The 21035-nt window shown below is 68.2% G+C and carries 20 protein-coding genes; 11 read left to right on the top strand and 9 right to left on the bottom strand.

From position 1 onward, the window contains the following. Positions 1-14: 14 nt before the first annotated feature. Both LR393_RS08655 and LR393_RS08650 read left to right on the top strand, forming a co-directional pair. Positions 15-971, top strand: a complete 957-nt coding sequence (locus LR393_RS08655; protein WP_269326909.1) for a zinc-dependent alcohol dehydrogenase — start codon at positions 15-17, stop codon at positions 969-971. Between the two features lie 341 nt (positions 972-1312). Then, entirely contained in the window at positions 1313-2551 is a 1239-nt protein-coding gene (locus LR393_RS08650) for a glycosyl hydrolase family 18 protein (RefSeq protein ID WP_231483018.1), read from the top strand. 181 nt (positions 2552-2732) lie between these two features. Here the strand turns inward: LR393_RS08650 and LR393_RS08645 are convergent, their stop codons facing one another. From LR393_RS08645 to LR393_RS08635, 3 genes are all read right to left on the bottom strand, one after another. Continuing rightward, positions 2733-3935, bottom strand: a complete 1203-nt coding sequence (locus tag LR393_RS08645; RefSeq protein WP_231483016.1) for a glycoside hydrolase family 16 protein — start codon at positions 3933-3935, stop codon at positions 2733-2735. Between the two features lie 180 nt (positions 3936-4115). Then, the gene (locus LR393_RS08640) at positions 4116-5081 is read right to left on the bottom strand and encodes a formylglycine-generating enzyme family protein (protein WP_231483014.1); all 966 of its coding nucleotides are present in this window, start codon (positions 5079-5081) and stop codon (positions 4116-4118) included. 56 nt (positions 5082-5137) lie between these two features. After that, a complete protein-coding gene (locus LR393_RS08635; RefSeq protein ID WP_231483012.1) occupies positions 5138-5683 on the bottom strand; it encodes a nucleoside 2-deoxyribosyltransferase in 546 nt (181 codons plus the stop codon). 594 nt (positions 5684-6277) lie between these two features. On the opposite strand from LR393_RS08635, the gene LR393_RS08630 reads away from it, so the two are divergent. Genes LR393_RS08630 through LR393_RS08610 form a run of 5 tightly spaced genes read left to right on the top strand, consistent with a single transcriptional unit; the run spans position 6278 to position 11778 of the window. Further along, positions 6278-7309: an ABC transporter substrate-binding protein gene (locus tag LR393_RS08630; RefSeq protein WP_231483008.1), complete on the top strand. Its 1032-nt coding sequence runs from the start codon at positions 6278-6280 to the stop codon at positions 7307-7309. Positions 7310-7319: 10 nt separating this feature from the next. Then, entirely contained in the window at positions 7320-7901 is a 582-nt protein-coding gene (locus LR393_RS08625) for a hypothetical protein (RefSeq protein WP_231483006.1), read from the top strand. Positions 7902-7927: 26 nt separating this feature from the next. Then, positions 7928-8695: an ABC transporter ATP-binding protein gene (locus LR393_RS08620; protein ID WP_231483004.1), complete on the top strand. Its 768-nt coding sequence runs from the start codon at positions 7928-7930 to the stop codon at positions 8693-8695. Between the two features lie 11 nt (positions 8696-8706). Beyond that, entirely contained in the window at positions 8707-10278 is a 1572-nt protein-coding gene (locus tag LR393_RS08615; RefSeq protein ID WP_231483002.1) for an ABC transporter permease, read from the top strand. Between the two features lie 54 nt (positions 10279-10332). Next, a complete protein-coding gene (locus tag LR393_RS08610; protein WP_231483001.1) occupies positions 10333-11778 on the top strand; it encodes a GuaB1 family IMP dehydrogenase-related protein in 1446 nt (481 codons plus the stop codon). Here LR393_RS08610 and LR393_RS08605 read toward each other — a convergent pair. Then, positions 11742-12218 carry an SMI1/KNR4 family protein gene (locus tag LR393_RS08605; RefSeq protein WP_231482999.1) on the bottom strand — a complete coding sequence of 159 codons (477 nt, stop codon included), beginning with the start codon at positions 12216-12218 and terminating at the stop codon, positions 11742-11744. The genes LR393_RS08610 and LR393_RS08605 overlap by 37 nt on opposite strands. Before the next feature lie 143 nt (positions 12219-12361). On the opposite strand from LR393_RS08605, the gene LR393_RS08600 reads away from it, so the two are divergent. From LR393_RS08600 to LR393_RS08585, 4 genes are all read left to right on the top strand, one after another. Then, positions 12362-13177, top strand: a complete 816-nt coding sequence (locus LR393_RS08600) for a hypothetical protein (protein WP_231482997.1) — start codon at positions 12362-12364, stop codon at positions 13175-13177. A gap of 107 nt (positions 13178-13284) precedes the next feature. Beyond that, entirely contained in the window at positions 13285-13866 is a 582-nt protein-coding gene (locus LR393_RS08595; RefSeq protein WP_231482993.1) for a SigE family RNA polymerase sigma factor, read from the top strand. Further along, entirely contained in the window at positions 13863-14834 is a 972-nt protein-coding gene (locus tag LR393_RS08590; RefSeq protein WP_231482991.1) for a hypothetical protein, read from the top strand. Before LR393_RS08595 ends, LR393_RS08590 begins: the two co-directional genes overlap by 4 nt. A gap of 131 nt (positions 14835-14965) precedes the next feature. Continuing rightward, positions 14966-15427, top strand: coding sequence for a pyridoxamine 5'-phosphate oxidase family protein (locus tag LR393_RS08585; protein WP_231482989.1), 462 nt, complete (start codon positions 14966-14968; stop codon positions 15425-15427). Positions 15428-15662: 235 nt separating this feature from the next. Here LR393_RS08585 and LR393_RS08580 read toward each other — a convergent pair whose 3' ends face one another. The 5 genes from LR393_RS08580 to LR393_RS08560 all read right to left on the bottom strand — a co-directional run bounded on the left by LR393_RS08580 (position 15663) and on the right by LR393_RS08560 (position 21012). Continuing rightward, positions 15663-16046 (bottom strand): VOC family protein, encoded by a 384-nt coding sequence (locus LR393_RS08580; RefSeq protein ID WP_231482983.1) that lies wholly within the window; start codon positions 16044-16046, stop codon positions 15663-15665. Positions 16047-16055: 9 nt separating this feature from the next. Next, positions 16056-16574 carry an AAA family ATPase gene (locus LR393_RS08575; RefSeq protein WP_231482982.1) on the bottom strand — a complete coding sequence of 173 codons (519 nt, stop codon included), beginning with the start codon at positions 16572-16574 and terminating at the stop codon, positions 16056-16058. 102 nt (positions 16575-16676) lie between these two features. Beyond that, positions 16677-16817 carry a hypothetical protein gene (locus LR393_RS08570; RefSeq protein WP_231482979.1) on the bottom strand — a complete coding sequence of 47 codons (141 nt, stop codon included), beginning with the start codon at positions 16815-16817 and terminating at the stop codon, positions 16677-16679. Between the two features lie 284 nt (positions 16818-17101). Then, on the bottom strand, positions 17102-19951 hold the full coding sequence (locus LR393_RS08565; protein ID WP_407937300.1) for a DUF5682 family protein: 2850 nt from the start codon (positions 19949-19951) through the stop codon (positions 17102-17104). Then, positions 19900-21012 carry an ATP-binding protein gene (locus LR393_RS08560; RefSeq protein WP_231482975.1) on the bottom strand — a complete coding sequence of 371 codons (1113 nt, stop codon included), beginning with the start codon at positions 21010-21012 and terminating at the stop codon, positions 19900-19902. The genes LR393_RS08565 and LR393_RS08560 overlap by 52 nt, the downstream gene beginning before the upstream one ends. Positions 21013-21035: the final 23 nt, after the last annotated feature.

Here is a 21035-nt window from a genome sequence, read left to right as displayed (position 1 = left end):
ATGGGGTGAGTCGGATGTGGGCTTATCGGCTGGCGGGTCCGGGTCGGTTCGAGCGGTGTTCGGTACCGGCACCCGGGGAACCCTCGGCGGGACAGGTGGTTGTGCGCACGACGTCGGGTGGTCTCTGCGGCAGTGACCTGGGCTTCTTCCAGGGGGCAACGACGCCGGAGGGCACGCTGAAGGAAAGCATGTTCGGGGAGCCGGGTTTTCCGCTGCACGAGATCACCGGTCAGGTGGTCGCGTCGGCGCACCCGGCGCACGCGGTCGGTGACCAGGTGGTCGGGTGGGCGACGCGGGCGGACGGGGTGGCCGAGTTCGTGGTCACCAGTGGGGACGAGGTGGCCGGGTACCGCTCCGGGCTGAAGCCCGAGATCGCCGTGCTGCTACAGCCCCTGGCCTGCGTGCTGCACGCCGTCGGGACGATGGGTGACGTGCGCGGCAAGAACGTGGCCGTGCTCGGTCTGGGCCCGATCGGGCTGCTCTTCGCCCACGTGCTGCGGGCCCGCGGGGCCGGGCACATCGTCGGGGTCGACCGGGTGCGGCGCGACGGGATCGGGCCCCGGTTCGGTGTGGACGAGGTGGTCTGGGCCTCCACCGGCCGCTGGGCCCGCGACGCGATCCTCGGGCCCGATCTGGTGGTCGAGTGCATCGGGCACCAGGCGGGCACCCTGAACGACGCGATCCGCGTTGCCGCGTTCGGCGGTCAGATCTACTTCTTCGGCGTGGCCGACGAGGCCACGCAGAGCGTCAACCTGCGCCAGTTGCAGCGCAAGAACCTGACCCTGCGTACGGGTCTCACGCTGGACCGGCGCCGGATGCTCGCCGAGGCGGACGACTACCTCGCCGAGCACCCGGAACTCACCTCCGACTACGTCACCGACGTGCTGCACGTGGTCGAGATCGACGCCGCGTTCCGGCGGGCGCTCAACCCGGTCCCCGAGCAGGCCAAGGTGGTCGTCCGGATGCCCTGAGGCGTCATGGGACGCGCGGCCCCTGGCTCCGGCCGGGGGCCGCGATGCTTTGTTCTCCGGGCTGACAACGATGGCCGGGATTCCGGCTCTGTCAGTGGGGGCTTGTCGCACACCTAAATGAATGTGAAAAGGAAATTTCCTGACTGCCGGGGGTTCCGGGCACTGCTACCTTTGATTCAGTAATTAGTGAGGAAAGTTTACTAATTACGCGTATCAAGCCGACTGTCCCTGACTCAGCCGGACCTCTTCCCTGAATCGAGTTACTGATGAGCCGACGCCTCTCAGTCCGTCATCCGCAATCACCTGCCGCAGGCTGGAAATCACCCCGCACCCTGATCGGGATGGTCTCCCTCGCCGCCGTCGTGGTGATGCTCGCCGCCACCACGTTGTTCGGCTCGGGAGCGGCCAGCGCCGCGCCCTCGCTGCCGACGCACCTGCTCACCGGCTACTGGCAGAACTTCAACAACGGTGCCAAATCGCTGAAGCTGTCGGAGGTTCCGACCAGCTACGGGATCGTGGCGGTGGCCTTCGCCGACGCGGTGCCGAGCCGCACCGGCGCCATCGACTTCAACCTCGACACCTCGGTGGCCGGCGGCTACACCGAGACCCAGTTCAAGGCCGACGTGGCCACGCTGAAGTCCCGTGGCCAAAAGGTGGTCATCTCGGTCGGCGGTCAGAACGGCACGATCTCACTACCCGACGCCGCGGCGGCCACGGCCTTCGCCGACAGCACCTACAGCCTGATGCAGGAGTTCGGCTTCGACGGCGTCGACATCGACCTGGAGAATGCCCCGAACCTGGTCAACATGACCTCGGCGCTGAAGAAGATCGGGAGCAAGGCGGGCTCGGGCTTCGTGCTTACCATGGCCCCCGAGACGATCTACGTGCAGCCGGGCGGTTCCTACCTGCAGCTCATCGACCAGGTGAAAGACCTGATCACCGTGGTCAACACGCAGTACTACAACTCCGGCAGCATGCTCGGGCGGGACGGCAAGGCCTACAGCTCCGGCACGGTCGACTTCCAGACCGCCCTGGCCGACATCCTGCTCGACGGGCACCTGCGCGCCGACCAGGTCGGTCTCGGTCTGCCCGCCAGCACCAGCGGCGCCGGTAGCGGTTACGTCGCGCCGTCGGTGGTCAACAACGCCCTCGACTGCCTCACCCAGGGCACGAACTGTGGCTCGTACAAGCCGGCCGCCAAGTACCCGACCCTGCGTGGCGCCATGACCTGGTCGATCAACTGGGACGCGTCGAACGGCTACAACTGGGCCAGCACCGTGGGTGGTCACCTGGCGAGCCTGCCGGGCGGTACCGGCGGCGGCACCACGCCGACCAGCCCGACCACGCCCGTGCCGACCACCACGACGGTCGCCCCTACCGTGGCCCCCACGACCAAGCCGCCGACCACCCAGCCGAGCACCGGCTGCACCGGCCTCGCGGCGTGGAGCAAGACCACGGCGTACACCGGCGGCACGAAGGTCAAGTACAACAACCACTCCTGGGCCGCCAAGTGGTGGACCTACGGTGACACCCCGGGCGCCAACGCCCAGGACGTCTGGGTCGACGGCGGAGCCTGCTGAAACCCGTTCGTGATCATGCAAAGTGTCCCCGGAGTTCTAGAACTCCGGGGACACTTTGCATGATCACGGCAAGGGAGTCTGGCTGGGTGCGCCGAAGTCTCCCCGTGCGTCCTTCATCCCGCACAGCAGAGCGCCGCGCGTCCCGATCGGGGACGCGCGGCGCTTGCGGTTTCGGGGTGGGTTACCTCAGGGCCTGGGTGACGCTGGAGTCGACCGAGACGGTGAGCGGAGAAGTAGGGGACTGCACCGACTTCGGGCGGCCCTCGGCGGCCCAGTCGCTGGTGTGCCAGAAGTTCACCAGGTAGCTCGCCGGGCGGTTCGGGATGCGCTCGGCCGGGCCCTTGTAGTCCCAGAGCGTGAGCTCCTTACCGGAGGAGTCCGTGATGGTGAACGTGACGCCGTCGGCGGTCCAGTCGATCTTGTAGTCGTTGTACGACTTCGAGGAGTCGAAGCCCGAGATGGCGGGCACCGTGGCCGGGCTGGCCTGGGTGCCGCTCAGCACCTCTTTGCACTCACCCGAGAAGTCGGTGTAGTAGCAGGTCGAAATCACCTTTCCGGCAGCCAGATCCACCATGCGTGAGACCCGCTGCGACTTCGCGGTGCTGTCTTCGTAGTCGGTGTAGATGGTCAGGTTCAGCACGTCGGGCCGGGCGCAGAGCACCTCGATGTCGATCTCGCTGTTGTCGGTGAGACCGTCACCGTCCTTGTCGGTGCCGTCGTTGCCGTAGGTGAAGATGCCCGTCACCGCACCGGTGTTCGGCTGGGCGGAGCAGTCGGCGGTCTTCACCCGGCTGCTGAAACTGCCGTAGGTGAACTGTTCCTTGGAGGCCAGTTCGGCGGCGTTACCGGGTGAGGAACCCGCGCCCGCCGGGATGGTCAGGCTGACGGCCTTGCCGTCGGTGGCGCCGGAGTCGCTGACCCCGCCCTTGATCGTGCTGCCGCCGCGCTCGTACTTGGTGTACAGCTCCGAGACGTTGGACGTCCAGTTCTCGGTCTTCTTCGGGCCCGCGAAAACGCCGTTCGAGGAAGCCGGTTTCGTGGTGGCGGCCGTCGCGGTGGGCGCGGTGGGCGCGGTCGGTTCAGTGCTTGCGGACGAGGTGCTCGCCGACGGTTCGGCGGTCGCCGTCTGCGTCGGCGTGGTGGTGGGGCGCTTCTTGCGGTGCTTCTTCTGTACGCGCTGCGCGGCGCCGTCCGATGCGGGGTAGGCGCTGCGCTTGCCGTAGGCGACCGTGCTCGCATCGTCCGGCGTGGTGGTCTTGGTCTGCTGCACGGCCATCGCTGTGCCCCCGGCCGTGAGGACCAGGGCCGTGAGCGACGCTGAGACCAGGTACACGCGCCGTCGCCGGGAGTTCTTCACCGACCGGCGGTTGCGGACTTCGTTCATCGGGTTCAGGGCCTCCGAGCGGGATCGGGCCGCGGGACGCACTGCCGAACATCAGGGAATCGGCAGGGCGCCCGCGGCATTGCCCGGTGATCCTCGCGCTCCTGATCTCAAAGTCAGGTCAAGCGCCAGGTAACGCAGCCCTGTGAAACTCTCGCCAGAGCACGCAGGGTGAAGGTGGTATCACTGCGCAACCGTACGGAACCCGGTGTTTGCCATCGACGAGTCGGGTGTGTTGGACGAGCGGGCCGCGTTGCGGTAGCGGTTGCAGTAAGACGAGTGGCAGAGAAAAGACCCGCCCCGCATGGACTTCTGGATCCCGGAGGCTGGTCCCGACGGATCGGTGACGATGCCCGCGGCCAGGCCGGAGCGGTAGTAGGCCGGATGGGCCCAGTCCGAGCACCACTCCCAGACGTTGCCGACGACCTGCCACAGCCCGTACCCGTTGGGGGAGTAGCTGCGCACCGGCGCGGTGGTCAGATAGCCGTCTTCCAGGGTGTTCTCCTGGGGGAAAACACCCTGCCAGATGTTGCACGGCCAGGCGCCGTCCACCAGCTCGCCGTCGCCCCACGGGTATCGCCGGCCGGGGACCCCGCCGCGTGCGGCGACCTCCCACTCGGCCTCGGTGGGCAGTCTCCGCCCGGCCCAGGTGCAGTAGGCCGCGGCGTCGTTCCAGCTGATGTGGGTGACGGGATGATCGGGAAGGTCGTCGATCCCGGAGTGCCTGCCCTGCGGATGTTTCCAGTCCGCCGCGGTGACCCCGAGCCACCACGGGGTGGCCGGCGGCCGGCCGATGATGTCGGCCTCGTCGGCGGAGACGGCCAGGTGGAAGACGGCGGAGTATCCGAAGGTCTCGGCCTCGGTACGGTATCCGCTCGCCTCGGCGAACGCGGCCCAGTCGGTATTGGTGACGCTCGTCGCGTCGATGCTGAACGGCGACACGGTGACCGGGTGCACGGGGGTCTCGCCGTCGGCCCGTCGGCCGTCGCCGTGATGATCGCCCATCGCGAAGGTCTGGCCCGGGATCAGGCACTGCTCGATCGCGTGGTGCCCGGCGCCCGGCGCGAGAGACTGGGGAGGTGCCTCCTCGCCGGACGATTCGCGCGCAGGCGCGCAACAGGCGTGCTCGTGGCCGGTGTGCTCAGGCATCCGGACCACGATGACACACCCCCGGCCGGATTGACCGGCCAGGGGCGTGAATGTGATCAGGAAACGGGAAGTTTCCCGGCCTTGACGTCTTCCGCCACCTGACGGACGCAGTCCTCGAACGTGCCCTGCACAGCGGTGCCGCAGCAGGCCAGCATCAGGTTGAACGGCTGGCCGAAGTTCTCGATGGTCATGCCGTCCCGGTCGACCGCCGAGCCGTCCTCGTGTCGCGTGACCGGCGGATAGTGCAGCTCGGTGCGGTCGATCGCCGTGCTCGGGCCCTCGGTGTAGACGTAGACGGCCTTGCCCCGGCCGTAGCCGTAGCCGACTTCCCAGCAGGTGCCCGCGTCCGGGTCCGGCCCGCGGAACGGGTTGAGGTTCCCCACGACCGCGTCGGCCCGCTCGATCATCTCGACGTTGATGCGGAAGATGGCTGCGGCGAGGTCCGTGCCGCTCAGCTCGTCGAGGTTCGTGCTCTTGTCGCCGTCCAGCGGCGAGATCGGTTCCAGGCCGTGGTCGGCGCAGATCTGGCGCATCTTCGCGGCCCGCTGCTCGCCGTCGGGAGCGAAGACCTCGAAACCGGCCAGATAGAGACGTGCGGACATGAGGGAGCCTTCCGGTCAGGTGGATCTTGACGGGTTGGCCTGGCGATATCGAAGAGGATTGTCCAGAGCCGTCGGCCGGGAGTCGGCCGGAGCCGGGATCGTTACACGGCCGGCCCGGAGACGGCAACCAGCCCTCTGATCCTGACCAGAGGACGAGGTCGTGGCTTTGCGTTCATCGACCAGTACGCTGTGTGGGGGTTGCCGTTACGTTGGGGTTAATTCCGCTGCCCAAACCGGGCGCTGTCCATTTTCGGGGGATCGGATGCGGCTACCGTCGGCTCCGTATTCGAAGCGGGCTCATCAACGGCGGGTAGCGGGAAGGGTGGTGCGGCGATGCGGAGCGACTCTGGCTGCTGGCGCCTGTCCAACTCCCGGGCCCCTGGCCGCTCCTGACTTCTTCCGGGCTCTCTGCCTGATCTCGCACGACATGCCCTTTCTGAACGGGCTGTCGTTCGCCGGTCGTCACTGCTGACGATCTAGCTCCCCGCTGTTTACCGCGTACGTGAGCGCTTCCACTCCTCCCCCGAGTGGTGGCCGGCTCAATATGCCCCACGTCGTCGTCCCTGCCCGGGCGGCCCGGTGAAAGGTTTCTCCATGTCCCGCAAGTCTTTCCGCGTTCCACTGGCGATCGTCGCCGCGACCGGCCTGCTGGCCGCCTGCGGTTCCGGCAGCTCCTCGTCCTCCTCCTCGGCGAGCGGCACCACGGCCGCCACACTGCAGCTCGGCTGGATCGCCAACGTCGAGAACGCCGGCCCCTACACGGCGCTGGACAAGGGCTACTACAAGGACGCGGGTGTCGACCTGACGATCACCCCGGGCGGTCCGAGCACCACCGTCGAGCCCCTGGTGGCGAGCGGAAAGGCGCTCGTGGGGCTGAGTTCCACCGACGTCATCGCCCGCGCGGTGGCCGAGGGCGCGCCGTTGAAGATCATCGCGGCCACGCTGCAGCAGAACCCGACGAGCATCATGTCGCTGGACAGCAACCCGGTGAAGACGCTCCAGGACCTCAAGGGCAAGAAGCTGTGCTCGCAGACCAGCGGCCAGTCGGTGATCAACGCGGTGCTCAAGGGCAACGGCATCGACCCGGACGACGTCGAGATGGTGCCGGCCGACTTCGACCCGGCCCCGCTGGTGGGCGGTGACTGCGACGCGTTCGTCTCGCTGCTGAACAACCAGCCGCTGACGCTGAAGGCGCAGGGCGTGGACACGACCGTGTTCAAGCTCAGCGACTACGGGTACAACGCTTGGGGCAACGTGCTTTTCACCACCGATGAGGCGCTGGCCGACGACGACAGCCGCAAGGCTCTCGAGGGCATCGTGAAGGGCACGGCCAAGGGCTGGTCCGACGCGCTGGCCGACACCGACGCCGCGGCGCAGCTGATGGTCACCGGTCCGGGCAAGGACCAGAACCTCGATCTGGACCAGCAGAAGGCCGCCATGGCCGAGTTCGTCGACCTGATCCAGACCGACGAGACGAAGAAGAACGGCCTGCTGACGATGAGCGCGGACGGCATCGCGGGCAACGTGAAGACCATGCAGGACATCGACGTTCCCGGCGACGACCTCGCGTCCCTCTTCGACACCAGCATCCTCGAGGCCGTGTACGCCAACGGCACTGACCTGTAAGGAAAACATCATGCCCGTTCACTTCTCCGAAGACCCGTGGACCCACGTCAGCAGCAAGCGCGGCTACCCGGCCGACGAGCTGATCTCCACGCTGCAGAAGTCGATCCGCCGCGGTGACACGAAGCTGGCCCTGCTGATCGCCCGCGAGATGTACGAGAGCTCGGCGGCCCTGGAAGAGATGATGTGGGCGCGCCTGTGCGTCATCTCCTGCGAGGACACCGGTGACGGCACCTTCAGCGAGCCGGTCGTGCTGAACTCGCTCTACCAGATGCACGAGCGCCTGGACCGGAGCTTCGGCGACCGCTGGCTGTTCGCCGTGCACGCGGTGCGGTTCCTGTGTGACCGCACCAAGGACCGCTCGTCCGACGAGTGGGCGAACATCACGATGCACGAGATCAACTCGGCCGACAAGCCGTTCGAGATCCCGGAGTACGCGCTCGACGTGCACACCCGGCGGGGGCAGGAGTCGGGCAAGACGGTCGAGCACTTCTGGGCCAGCGCCTCCCACGTGGAGAACGAGCGGCCCGGGCGCGACCACGCGTTGCGGGACGAGATCCGCGCCCTTCAGAAGTCCGGGCAGTGGAAGGGCTGAGCGACACGTCACAGAACAGGCCATCGGTGGACACCGGTGGCCTGTTCGCGCGTGACGTGGTCAAGGATTTCGCGGGTCGCAGCGGTACCGTGCGGGCACTCGAGCACGTCGACCTGGCCACCCGCAAGGGTGAGTTCACGGCTCTGCTCGGCCCGTCCGGGTGCGGGAAGTCCACCCTGCTGAGGATCTTCGCCGGGCTGGACTCGGCCTCGTCGGGCCAGGCGCTGGTGCACGGCGGTGACCCGGAGGCGGCCCGGCTCGGGCATCAGGTGGGTGTGGCGTTCCAGGACGCCGCGCTGCTGCCCTGGCGTTCGGTGCGCTCGAACATCGCCCTGGCCCAGGAGGTCTGCGGCCGGAAGCGGGACTGGGCCGAGGTGGACGACCTGATCCGGCTGGTCGGTCTGGCCGGCTTCGAGAAGGCCCGCCCGAATCAGCTGTCCGGCGGGATGCGGCAGCGGGTCTCGCTGGCCCGGGCGCTGGCGGTGCGGCCCGAGATCCTGATGCTGGACGAGCCGTTCGGTGCGCTGGACGAGGTCACCCGGCACCGGATGAACCTGGAACTGCAGCGCATCTGGACCGAGCGGGCCACGACCACGCTGCTGGTGACGCACTCGATCAGCGAGGCCGTGTTCCTGGCCGACCGGGTGGTGCTGATGGCGGCCCGCCCGGGCCGGGTGGTGGAGATCGTCGACATCGACTTCCCGCGCCCGCGCACGGCCGAGCTGCTGCAGACGCCGCAGTTCCACGCGATCTGCGACCACCTGGCCAAGGGCTTGTTCGCGGAGCACGGCTGATGGGATCCCTGGTGAGCCGGGGACGGCCGGTAGCCCTGCTGGGCCGGGTGGCCCCCGTCGTCCTCTTGTTACTGCTCTGGGTTCTCGCCGCCGAGGTGTTCGCGGAACGCCGGGTCGTGCCCACCCCCTGGGCCGTGGCCCAGGCGTTCGGGCACGACTTCAGGGTCTACCCGGCGAACCTGCAGGTCACCCTGACCAACGCGGTCATCGGGTACCTCTTCGGAAACCTGCTGGCCGTCGTGGCCGCCGTGCTGTTCGTGCAGGTGCTCTGGATCGAGAGGCTGCTGCTGCGCATCGCCGTGGCCAGCTTCTGCGTTCCGCTGGTCGCGATCACGCCGATCCTCACCGTGACGCTGCCCGGCGACGCCCCGAAACAGGTGCTGGCCGGTTTGTCGGTTTTCTTCACCACGCTGGTGTCGTGCATCCTCGGGCTGCGCTCGGCCCCGGCGAGCACGCACGACGTGATCCGGTCGATGGGTGGCTCGGGCTGGGTCGAACTGCTCAAGATCCGGCTCTGGGCCATGCTTCCCGGGCTCTTCTCGGGTCTGCAGATCGCGGCCCCGGCCGCGCTGCTGGGCACCATCCTGGGCGAGTACCTGGGGTCGGCGAAGGGTCTGGGAGTGCTGCTCGTGCAGTCCCAGTCGTCGTTCGAGGTCCCTCGCACCTGGGCCACCGCGATGCTGATGTCGGCGCTGTCGGCCCTGGTGTTCGCTGTCGCGGGGTGGATCGGCCGGCGGTTGACGCCGTGGGTGGGGCACGACGTGACCACCAGTACCGGGGTGGCCGCCTCGGGTGCCTCCGCGAGCCGGCTGTCGTCCATTGTTGTTGCTCTTCTTGGCGTTCTGGGCTCGATCGGGATCGTCTGCGCGGGCTGGTGGGGGCTCATCCGGGCCTTCGACCTGAGCCCGTACTTCGCGAAGACCCCGCTGGACGTCTGGAACCACCTGGTCACCGACGCGGCGGCGGGGGAGAACCGGTCGTACGTGCTGTCGGGTCTGGGACTCACGATCAGGGACGCGGGTCTCGGGTACCTGATCGGGACCGTCCTGGCCTGTGGGCTCGCGGTGGCGGTCATGCAGTGGCCCCTGGTCGAGCGGTTCTTCATGCCGCTGGCCATCACGCTGCGGTCGGTGCCGCTGGTGGCGATGACACCCCTGCTCGCGCTGGTGTTCGGTCGGGGGCTGGTCGGGGTCACGGTGATCGTGTCGGTGGTGACGTTCTTCCCGACCCTGGTCAGTGTGGTTGCGGCCCTGCGGTCGGCGCCGGCCATCGCCTGTGACGTGGTGCGCTCGATGGGCGGTTCCAGCGTCACGGTGACGGCGAAGGTGCGTCTGCTGCACGCCGTGCCCGCGGTGTTCGCCTCGGCCCGGATCGCGGTGCCCGGTGCCATTGCCGGCGCCACCCTGGCCGAGTGGCTGGCGACCGGTCACGGGATCGGCAGCATGCTGGTGAAGGACTTCGCCGCCTCGCAGTTCAACGACATGTGGTCGGAGACGGTCGCGGTGATCGCCCTGTCGGTGATCGCCTACGCGGTCGTCGCCGCGGCCGAGAGGTTCGTCGCCACGCGGATGGGGACCGTTTAGCCGGTCCCGCTCGTTTACTGTGAAGTCCTCTACTTCGCTTTGTCTGGAGCACTCTTGCGTTTCCTCGACGGCCATGTGCCGCAGCGTGACCTGACCTACAACGACGTCTTCATCGCGCCGGGTCGTTCCGCCGTGACCTCGCGTTTCGACGTCGACCTGGCCAGTCCCGACGGCACCGGCACCACCATCCCGGTGGTCGTGGCCAACATGACGGCGATCTCCGGGCGGCGGATGGCCGAGACCGTGGCCCGCCGGGGCGGCCTGGCGGTGCTCCCGCAGGATCTTCCGCTCGACGTGGTCGCCGACGTGGTGGCCTGGGTCAAGCAGCGGCATCCGATCTTCGAGACGCCGGTCGAGGTGCACGAGCACGACACCGTGACCGACGTGCTGAACCTGCTGCCCAAGCGGGCTCACGGGGCGGCGGTGGTGCTGGACGCCGAGCGGCACGTGCTCGGCGTGATCACAGCGGCCGACTGCGCCGGCGTCGACCGGTTCACCCAGGTCGGTTCCGTGATGACGGCGGGCGTGGTCTCCATCGACGCCGACACCGCCGAGGCCGACCTGGAAGCGGCCTTCGCGGTGCTGCACGAGAGCCGTCGCCGGTTCGCCCCGGTGGTGCGGGACGGTGTGCTCGTGGGTGCGCTGACCCGCACCGGTGCGTTGCGTTCCACGGTCTACAAGCCGGCCCTGGACGCTTCGGGCCGACTGCGCATCGCCGCGGCCGTCGGTATCAACGGTGACGTCGCCGCGACCACGAAGTCCCTGCTCGACGCCGGGGTGGACACGCTGGTCGTGGACACCGCGCACGGGCACCAGGAGAAGATGATCGAGGCGCTGGGGGCGGTGCGTTCGGTCGACCCGCAGGTTCCGGTCGTGGCGGGCAACGTGGTCACCGCCCAGGGAGCCCGCGACCTGATCGCCGCCGGGGCGAACATCGTGAAGGTCGGGGTGGGCCCCGGCGCCATGTGCACCACGCGCATGATGACGGGTGTCGGGCGTCCTCAGTTCTCGGCTGTTCTCGAATGTTCCGAAGCCGCCCGCGAGGCGGGCGGGCACGTCTGGGCCGACGGCGGTGTGCGCCACCCCCGTGACGTGGCCCTCGCGCTGGCGGCCGGCGCCAGTGCGGTGATGGTCGGGTCGTGGTTCGCGGGCACCCACGAGAGCCCGGGGGATCTGGCAACGGACGCGTCCGGTCGCCCTTTCAAGGAGAGCTTCGGGATGGCGTCGGCCCGGGCGGTGGCCGCTCGGACCAAGGCTGACTCGCCGTTCCAGCGGGCCCGTAAAGGCCTGTTCGAAGAGGGCATCTCGAGCTCGAAGATGTATCTGGACCCGGCCCGGCCGGGTGTCGAGGATCTGCTCGACCAGATCACCTCGGGCGTGCGCTCGGCGTTCACCTACGTCGGTGCGCGCAGCGTGACCGAGTTCTCCGAGAAGGTCGTGGTCGGCACGCAGTCGCCCGCCGGTTACGAGGAGGGACGCCCGCTGCCCGCCGGGTGGTGAGGTGCGGTCAGTTCTTTCATCAGGGCGCTGAGACCTGGGAAGGGCCGGGGGTCTTCACCGTCCCCGGCCGCCCAGGCGTAGGCGAGCCACTCCCCGTTCTCGGCGGTGCGGGTGGAGTCGATGAGGCAGAAGAGGCCATCGCCGTCGTCGAGCACCACCAGGCACTTGCCGATCAGCTCGATGACCTCCTCGAAGCTGGACCAGGCGTCGAAGAGGTCGTGGGCCGGGTCCCGCGTCCAGCGCAGCTCGGTGGTGGAGCACAGGCCTTCGCCTTTCAGGCCGTTGCTGAAGGCCAGCAGGCCGCGGAGTTCTTCCGGCAGTTTCGTGCCCAGGCGGTCTTCCGCCTCCCGGAGTTCCGGCTCGGTGGCCGGTGGGCTGACACGGAGGTGGCCCAGGTGCTCCCGCCATGCGGTGGTGCTGCTGGGGCTCATGGTGTCCATGATCTCGATCGTGCGTTGTGTGGGCGATATGTCGGGTAAAAGTTTTTCGCTCCTCCCCCCAACCCCGCGACTGCCCCACCGTGTTCTTCCCGACAACAGCGCATCACGCGCTGGTCAGTCGAGGGTCGAGGGGGAGCAACGTGATGAAGAGGGTGACCACGGCGGGGGCGGCGGTCCTGGCCCTGTGCGCGGCACTGGTGGTCGGGTCGATGCCGGTGGCGCAGGCGCAGCTGGTGGCGACCGGCCTGCCCCAGACCGGTGACCAGCTGTCCTACGTGCAGCGGGGCGGGGCGGTGCAGGTGTACCGGTCCGGGGAGAGGCTGGCCGACGTGCGCGTCACGTCGGCCAGGCATCCCGAGGGCCGGGGCCGGCTGGTGCTGACGGTGAAGGCCCATCAGACCTTCGCCTTCCGGTTCGGGCAGTTCGTCTGGGCCGATGCCACCGGTGACCATGACGCGGTCAGTCCGCTGCGCAAGGTCAGGATCAAGGGCGGAAGTACCGAGAGCGTCTCGATCCGGTTCGACGGGGTGGAGAACGGCAACGTGCTCTGGTCGCCCCGGCGGGAGAACCCGGTCGGTGCCTGGAAGGTCTCGGGGCGCCGGATCACCGGCCTGTCGCATCTGCTGTCGCCCAGCTACGTGCAGAGGGACGCGGTGGTTTCGGTCTACAAGGCCGGTGCACCGGTGGCCCGGGTGACGGCGCAGTCGGCCGTGCACGCCGAGGGCAGGGGGGCGCTTCGGCTCGAGGTCGAGGCGCTGAAGAAGATCTCGCTGCGCCCGGCGGCATTCGTCTGGGTGGACGAGGCCGGTGAGCGACACCGGGCAGTGAATGCCCGGAAGGTCACCGTGGCACCGAAGACCACTCGCACCCTGACGTTCGGCTACCCGGATGTCGAGGCCGGCGAGGTCGTCTGGTCGCCGCGCGTCGGTGTGGTGGCCGGTGCCTGGGGTGTCGGCTGATCCGGCTGGGTCGGCGCATGGTGTGAAAGCGCCGGGCAGACGGAAAGCTGTCTGCCCGGCGGCCTGGGGGCAAGGAGAACGGCTGTCCGGGTGATCGCGGGGGACGGATGAGGCAGGACCTGAAAGACCGCTTCCAGCAGATGGCGCAGGTGGAGTTGCCGAGACTGCGGCGCTTCGCGTACACGATGTGCGAAGACTGGCACCGGGCCGACGACTACGTGCAGGGGGCGCTGGAGCGGATGTACGTGGCGTGGCCCCGGGTGCACGGGATCGCTTATCCGGGAGCCTATTTGCGGGCGATCCTGGTGCGGCAGATGCTGAACGAGTGGCGGCGGCCGTGGCGGCGTGAGCACAGCACCGACGAACTGCCCGAGGCCGGGTACGAGACCACCGGCGATGCTGATCTGGGGCTCGACCTCGCCCGGGCCCTGTCCGGGCTCAGCACCCGGCAGCGGGCGGCGGTGGTGCTGCGGTACGTCGAAGACCGGCCGGTGGCCGAGGTCGCGCAGATCATGGGGGCCGCGCCGGGTACCGTGAAGCGTCACTGCTCCGACGGCGTCGTCCGGCTGCGACACATCCTCGGTGAGAACTTCATCGACGATCGTCTGGGCGACCTGCGTGGCTCGTCGTCCGGTGGGCGACCTGTATCTGAACTCGATCTCGATGAAATCGGCAGAGGTGTCCGATGAACGCGGAACCCACTCCGCTGTCCGAGCGGCTCAAACAGCTCGACGCGGTGACGCAGGCGCAGGGCATGCCCGCGTTCGACCTCGACGCGGCCGTGCGTGGAGGGGAGCGGCGTCAGCAGCGGCGCAGCATCGCCGGCACTGCGGCCGCGACGGTGGGCGCGGGGCTGGTCGCGGCCGCGTTGTTCGCCGGCGGGGCGCACTGGAATGCTTTCTGGGATGTGGATTCCGACCCCGCCCCGAGCGCGGTGCCGGTCGACCTGGTCTATGCGCAGCGCGGTGATTCGGTGACGGTGTCCCGGGGGCGCGACCCGTTGGCCCGCGTCACGGTGACCTCTGCGGCGATCGACGCCGAAGGCCACGGAACGGTCGCGATGAGGGTCGAGTCCGATGCCGGGTTCGTGATCCAGCTCTCTGATTTTATCTGGGCCGGAGAGTCTCTGGACCGGTTGACGGCGGCAACGTCGATGACGGTCGACGGTTCCCAGACCATCAACTGGACGTACGACGGGGTGTCTGAGGGAGAGCTGGCCTGGGTGAGACCGGGGACCGACCGGCTCGCGGGCGTGTGGAGCGTGGGGGCCGGTGATAGTGGGGCTGTCGGGGCTGTGGCTGCCGACCGTTCCTGGTACCTCCAGGTCGGCAGCGCCGTGACGGTGTACGAGGGGGTAGAGCCACAGGCCAGGATGACGGTGTCGTCGGTTGCTGTCGGTCGTACGGTCGGTGCGGCGCATGTCAGCGTGACTGCCCATGACCGTTACGAGCTGAGGGCTGACGACTTCGTCTGGGCCGAGGAGAGCGGTCCCCAGCATGCCCCGCTGGCTGACGACTGGAGATCCTTGTCGGTGCGCGACGACGCGGTGAACACCGGTGATCTTCGCTTCGCCGGGGTGGGCGAGGGCTACCTGTTGTGGGCGCCGGACGGTCGGGAGACTGCGGGCGTGTGGCTGAGCCCGGCTGTGGCGGGTTGATCCGATTGCCCGTGGAGCCTTTGCCTGCGGAGCCTTGGGCCGTGGAGTCTTTGCCTGCGGAGCCTTGGGCCGTGGAGTCTTTGCCTGCGGAGCCTTGGGCCGTGGAGTCTTTGCCTGCGGAGCCTTGGGCCGTGGAGTCTTTGCCTGCGGAGCCTTGGGCCGCGGAGTCTTTGTCTGCGGAGCCTTTGTCTGCCGAACCGCTGGCGGCTGATTCGCTGCTGGGCGGTCGTCTTCAGCACGAGCAGGGCGCTTGGCTGTGCACGCTGCGGCCGGATGGCTCGCCCCATGTGACGCCGGTGTGGTTCGTGCATCTCGAAGGCTGCTGGTGGATCGGGAGCCGGGCGACGAACGTGAAGGTACGTAACGTGCAGGCCGATCCGCGGGTGGTGCTGACGCTCGAGAGCATCGATGAACCCGTCGTGGCGGAGGGGCGAGCCCAGGTAGCGCAGGCCGATGAGTTTCCCGAGGCCGTGGTGGAAGCCTTCCAGATCAAGTACGGCTGGAACCCCGCCACGGTAGACGGCAGTGAGGCTCCGCGGGTGCTGCTGCGGGTCGTGACCGGGCGGTGGCTGATGGCGGTGGCACCAGGCTGAATTCGGCGCTGATGGTGTTCGCGCTGCACCTTGCTCGTCTCGTTGGAGCGCGGTGACTATGAACGCCGGCCGCCATTTCTTTCGTGATCATGCGAACTTACCCCCGGGGAAGTGGGCTGCTCCCGGCCGGAGGCTCGGGGACCGCATGATCATGAACAGGTGGGCGCGGATCTCAATCGGTGAACGTTCAGGGCCACTGCGCAGAGCGAGTTGTCGGTTCCTGGTCGCTTCGGTCTTACTCCCAGACGGTGGACAAGCTCTGGAAGGTTTCCGGGTCGCTGTGCACGGGGATGACGCAGAGCAGGTGACCGCCGGGTGCTCTGAGCGTGCGGCAGTCTAGCCAGCGGCTGATCTCGACGGCGCCGAGGGTGAGGAGGCGGTTCGTCTCTGCGTCGAGGTCGTCCGTCTCGATGTCGATGTGGAAGCGCGGATCGCCGTCGTCCAGCGCCTGGATTGCCGTCACCAGAACCGGGAATGCTCCCTTGAGGCTCGTGAACTGCTCCTCTTCCGGTACCGGGGCGGCCGGTACGCCGAGGGCTGAAGACCAGAAGGTGGCCGCTGCGGGGACTTCGTCGCGGGGGACATCGATGAGCAGAGCGGAGAACCGGCTGCGATGCATGGCGGGACCTTATCCGCTCCGGAGGCCGATCATCTGCGTCATAAGGGTCAAAGTTTCTTCCTCGGTGGATGTCTCATCGACGACGAATTCGTTCAGGATGCCGATCAGATCTCTGTGGGTGTACCAGTCCCGCATCTGTTCGGCCGTGAACTCAGCAGCCTGCGGCCGCGTGGCATGACGGCGCACCGTCTCGGCGAAGCTGATGTCGAGGTAGAAGAAGTGGGTGGTGCCCCTGTGCTCGGAGGCCAGGGTTCGTAGCATCTCGCCGTACCGGCCGGTGAACAGAATTCCTTCGAGGATGACGTGATATCCGTGGTACAGAAGGAATCTGACGTTGTGCTCGATGAAGGCGGGGGCCAGGCCCGGTCCGCTGTCGCGCTCGCGGAGCACGATGCGGCGCAGGAAGTCCTGCCCGACCAGCGCCCATCCCCGTCCAGCTCGCAGACGTAGGTGCTTCGCGATGGTGCTCTTGCCCGATCCGGAGTTGCCACGGATGACGACCAGGTGTTGGGGCGAAGATGGGGTCATGGGTGCACCTCCGTGCAGCATCGCGCTGAACCGCTTCGGGGACGGTGGCTCATCCGCTCGAAGCATAGGCCCATCAGCCCATGGTTACCTGCATTCTAAAGACTACTCGGTGGAGAGGTTTTCGGATCCGATATAAGAGGGGACCTCCGCTGCGACGCTGATCGAGTCCGAGTCCGAGTCCGAGTCCGAGTCCGCGACCAAGACCGCGACCGCGACCGCGACCGAGACCGCGACCGAGACCATGATCGCGATGAGGGCGCCTTGCTATGACGCTCACCCCCGCACCAATCGTCCCACCAGGAGCCATCTCCCCGCAGCGTCTGGCCAAGCTGTCCTCGATGCCTCGATGCCTCGATGCCTCGATGCCTCGATGCCTCGATGCCTCGAGGCGTTCGTCCGGTCCGCTGGGACTGCCTTGTTCTCGGTGGTCAGGGCCTGGCGATCCGCCACGCACCGGCCTCGACGGCGGGCGACGTATCAGGGCGTGGCGGCCGGTGCTCATGTCTGACCCGTAGGAGCCGGTGTTGTCATCCTCCGATCAGGGAAGCCATGGCGTCTGTGGTGTCGGGGTGGGTTTCCCGGAGCTTCTTGGCGGGTCCGATGACGGCCGGTTCCTGGTCCGGAGCCGCTACGGCTGGGGCTGCCGACCACTCGCTGGTCCGTCCCAGCAGAGCGGCCACTCCCAGCGCGGTGAGGGGATGAGCATCGAGCAGTCGACGGGCTGTTGAGGCCGCCGGCACTGGTAACTGTCTGGGCGCTGGGCTCTTCTGCGCCATGCGGTTCCACGGTGCCGTCCAGGTGTCGAGGGCGGACAGCGTGCCGGGGAAGGTGCGGCCTGCCTCTCGGGTGAGCACCGGCACCAGTTCCGGCGCGTCTTGCTTCAGTGTGGTGATCAGCGTCGGCAGCCAGGGCAGGAGCACCGGATCGGGAAGACGGGCGAAGGCTTTGGAGAGGGTCTCGACGACGAACGGGGCCAGCCTCGGTACCGGCTCCAAGGCGTGGACAAAACCGCTGACGTAATGCGGGAAACTGGGCAGCACCAGGGGATTGGCCAGCAATTCGTCACAGTTGTGGCGCAGGTCGCCCACGGCCAGGTCGCCCAGCTGGTGGCGGGCCGCCCAGAACAGCGCCGTCTTCGCCGGGCCGTGCGGAACAGACTGCTGCACGGACATTTCCAGCTGGGTGCGCTCGCAGCCAAGGCTCAGGGCCAGGCTTTCCATGCTGAAGAGGAAGCCCAGCATCGCGGCGACCTGGCGTACCCCGGTCTCCTCGTCGGCGAAGGACATGGGCAGCAGCGTGCAGTAGTGCGCGTATCCGGCCTTGACGAACTGCTCGCACCAGCTCGGCAGGGATCCGCCGGGATGTGCGGGGCTCTCGAAGTAGGCGATCAGGCGGCGGATGCGAGCCAGGACCAGCGGGGCGTCGTCCACGGTGCGTTCGGCCGCCAGGAGCTCGACCGCCCGGATGCCGAGTTCGTCGCTGAGCCGGGGACTGTCGAGTAGCCGCAGGGAATCTTCGACCGCGTCGAGTGCGTCGGCAGCGGTCGCCTTCGGGTCTCGCACGGAGCGGCGAAGTCGCTGCTCCAGCACCTGCTCGGCCGTGACCCCCTCGTAGCCGAGCTCGATCAGGGTGCGCTGATGGCGGCCCAGATCGAGGTCCCAGCTCTCCTGCACGGACCTCTCGCCGAGCCGCCGCGACCCCATCACCGTGCGCACGGCGTGACCCGGCAGCAGGTACTGCAACCGCCACAGCAACCGGGAGCAACCCGCCAGCTCCGGGTTCGCCACCAGGTCGATCAGGGCCCGGCGGATCTTCCGGGCCTGAAGATCGAGCCCCAGCGGCTCCAGACGGTCGTGCACGTCTTTGGCCAGCGGAGGCAGCGCCTCGTAGCCGACCTGGCCGACCTTGTCGCCGCCGAGCAGGATCTCGCAGAGCCGGCGGACATCGCGGCGACCGGGCACCACATCCTTCTCGATGCAGGTGACCGCGGCGTCCTGGAAGTCGTACGGGGTGGGCCGCGCCCGGCCCCGCATGCTCGCCAGCAGCACCGATGTCTCGTAGACGGCGATGGCGTCGGCCGTGCTCGCCAGGTACCCGTTGCGCCGGGCCAGGCGGACCAGATCGACGCACCAGCCGCGCAGTTCCTCGTCGTCGAGCCCACCGGGGGCCGCGGGAGCGGCCAGATACTCGGTGAGCCGGTCCGTAGCCGGTTCCGCAGCCACCGCTGGGGGCAGAGCCTTCGCGGCCCGGCGGCGTGTGCCCTTCTGTCCCTGAAGACGGAACGGCTTCAGCCCGAACCGGTTCAGGCCCTTCTCCCAGGTGGCCGCCGCGATGGACACCGAGCCCGGCGCCAGGCCGAACTGCGCCTCGATGGCCGAATGACTGGACGGGATGAGCCCGTACAGCCAGGTGGTGCCGGAGCGCGGCGTGATCTCCAGATCGGGTGTGCCCGGCTGCGACCCGGCCTCTGCCACCCGGCTGACCGCGTGGAAGGCCCCGCACACGTACAGGCAGTCTTCCCGCTCGACCCCGGACTGTGCCAGATGGGAACGGATGCGGGTCCACATGAACCGCTCGCGTTCCTCGTCGGACTCCAGTCGCCGGGTGCCGGCCGGGGTCAGCCGCCGGAACAGGCTGCCGACCAGCGTCATCACCTGGCGGTAGGTGTCGTGGTCGGCGCCGGCCAGAGGTTGCTCGACGTACTGGTCCCACCACTCCGACCAGTGCCGTACCTGGCCGTGGTGCAGGAGATGCTGCTCCAGCTCGGCGAACCGGGGTCGCAGATCGCCGATCTCGACGCCGACGGCATCACCGTGCAGATCGTCTTCGGGCTCTTCCCGGTCTTGCCCGTCCGGTTCGTCGGGCGCCCACTGGAAGACGTGGTCGGCCGACCGGTCGACCAGAACCAGCTCCACACCGGGCGTCTCGAGGGCGTAGGCGATCGCCTGGTACTCGGCCGAGGCCTCCGTGACCGGGGCGACCACGCTGAGCGGGCCCCAGGTCGCGGGAAAACCCTCCAGCTCGGACGCGAACGCCTGCAAGGCCACGGGCAGCCGGCAGTTGCGCAGCTCCGTCAGCAGCGGTTGGAGGTCTTCACACAGCTCCAGATAGATCACCTTCGGCTGCTTCTCCCGCAGTCGGCGACCCATCGCCAGCGCCGAGGCAGGCGAGTGGTGGCAGACCGGGAAGATCTCCAGCGGCTCGGCCAGGGAGTGGTCCACGTCGTCCACCAGGCCGGCCAGGATCTCGGGCAGCGCGGCCGGACCGTCGGTGAAGGTGGAGGCGGCGTCGAGGAGCTGCTGCCGCAGGGGCTCGAAGACCTGGCTCACGACAGCACCGAGATCGCCTGGCGGCCACCCTCGAGGAAGCCGGTCCATTCGCCGCCCTCGTTCTGGCTGCGGGGCTCGATCACGCCGTGCCAGTAGGTGCTGAGGATGGCCAGGTCTTCGGGGCTACGGCGGGCGAGCGACCCGACCAGTGAACCGGCCAGCGTCTGCGCGGTGAGTTCACGTTCCCCGAAGAAGGTGCTGTGCAGCACGGCGTCTTCGAGCACACCGATCTGCTCGGCCGTGGACAGAGCCGATTCGAGCTTCTCGTCGTCGCTGGTCGCGGCGGCCGACGCGGTGCGCAGGTCGGCGAAGCTCTGCAACAACACGTCGAGCAAGGTGGGCGGGACCTCCAGGTCGATCGCGTGCCGGCGCAGCAGTTCCTCGGTGCGGAACCGGACGATCTCGGCCTCGCTCTTCTTGTTCGTGACCACCGGGATACGGACGAAGTTGAACCGTCGTTTGAGCGCCGACGACAGGTCGTTCACACCCCGGTCGCGGCTGTTGGCCGTGGCGATCACGGAGAAGCCGGGCTTGGCGAAGACGATGTTGTTGTCGTCGAGCTCCGGGATGGACACGTACTTCTCGGAGAGGATCGAGATCAGGGCGTCCTGCACATCGCTCGTGGACCGGGTGAGCTCCTCGAAGCGGCCGATCACCCCGCCCTCCATGGCGGTCATGATCGGCGAGGGGATCATCGAGTCACGCGACTGGCCCTTCGCGATGACCATCGAGACGTTCCACGAGTACTTGATGTGGTCTTCGGTGGTGCCCGCCGTGCCCTGCACGACCAGCGTGGAGTTGCGGCTGATCGCGGCGGCCAGCAGCTCGGCCAGCCAGCTCTTGCCCGTACCCGGATCGCCGATCAGCAGCAGCCCCCGGTCGGAGGCCAGTGTGACGATAGCCCGCTCGACGATGCTGCGGTCACCGAACCACTTCTGGGTGATCTCCCGATTGAGACCGTCAGCCCGTTCCGAACCGAGCACGAACGTACGCACCATCTTTGGGCTCAGGCGCCACGAGAACGGCTTCGATCCGGTGTCGACCGACTCCAGCCAGTCGAGCTCCTCGGCGTACTTGACCTCGGCGGGGGCGCGCAGGATGTCACTCATGGAAACTCCAAGTCAGATGAGTA

Source organism: Kineosporia mesophila, assembly GCF_021129235.1.
Taxonomy (GTDB): Bacteria; Actinomycetota; Actinomycetes; order Actinomycetales; family Kineosporiaceae; genus Kineosporia; species Kineosporia mesophila.
This window is presented reverse-complemented; position numbering and strand designations above follow the sequence as displayed.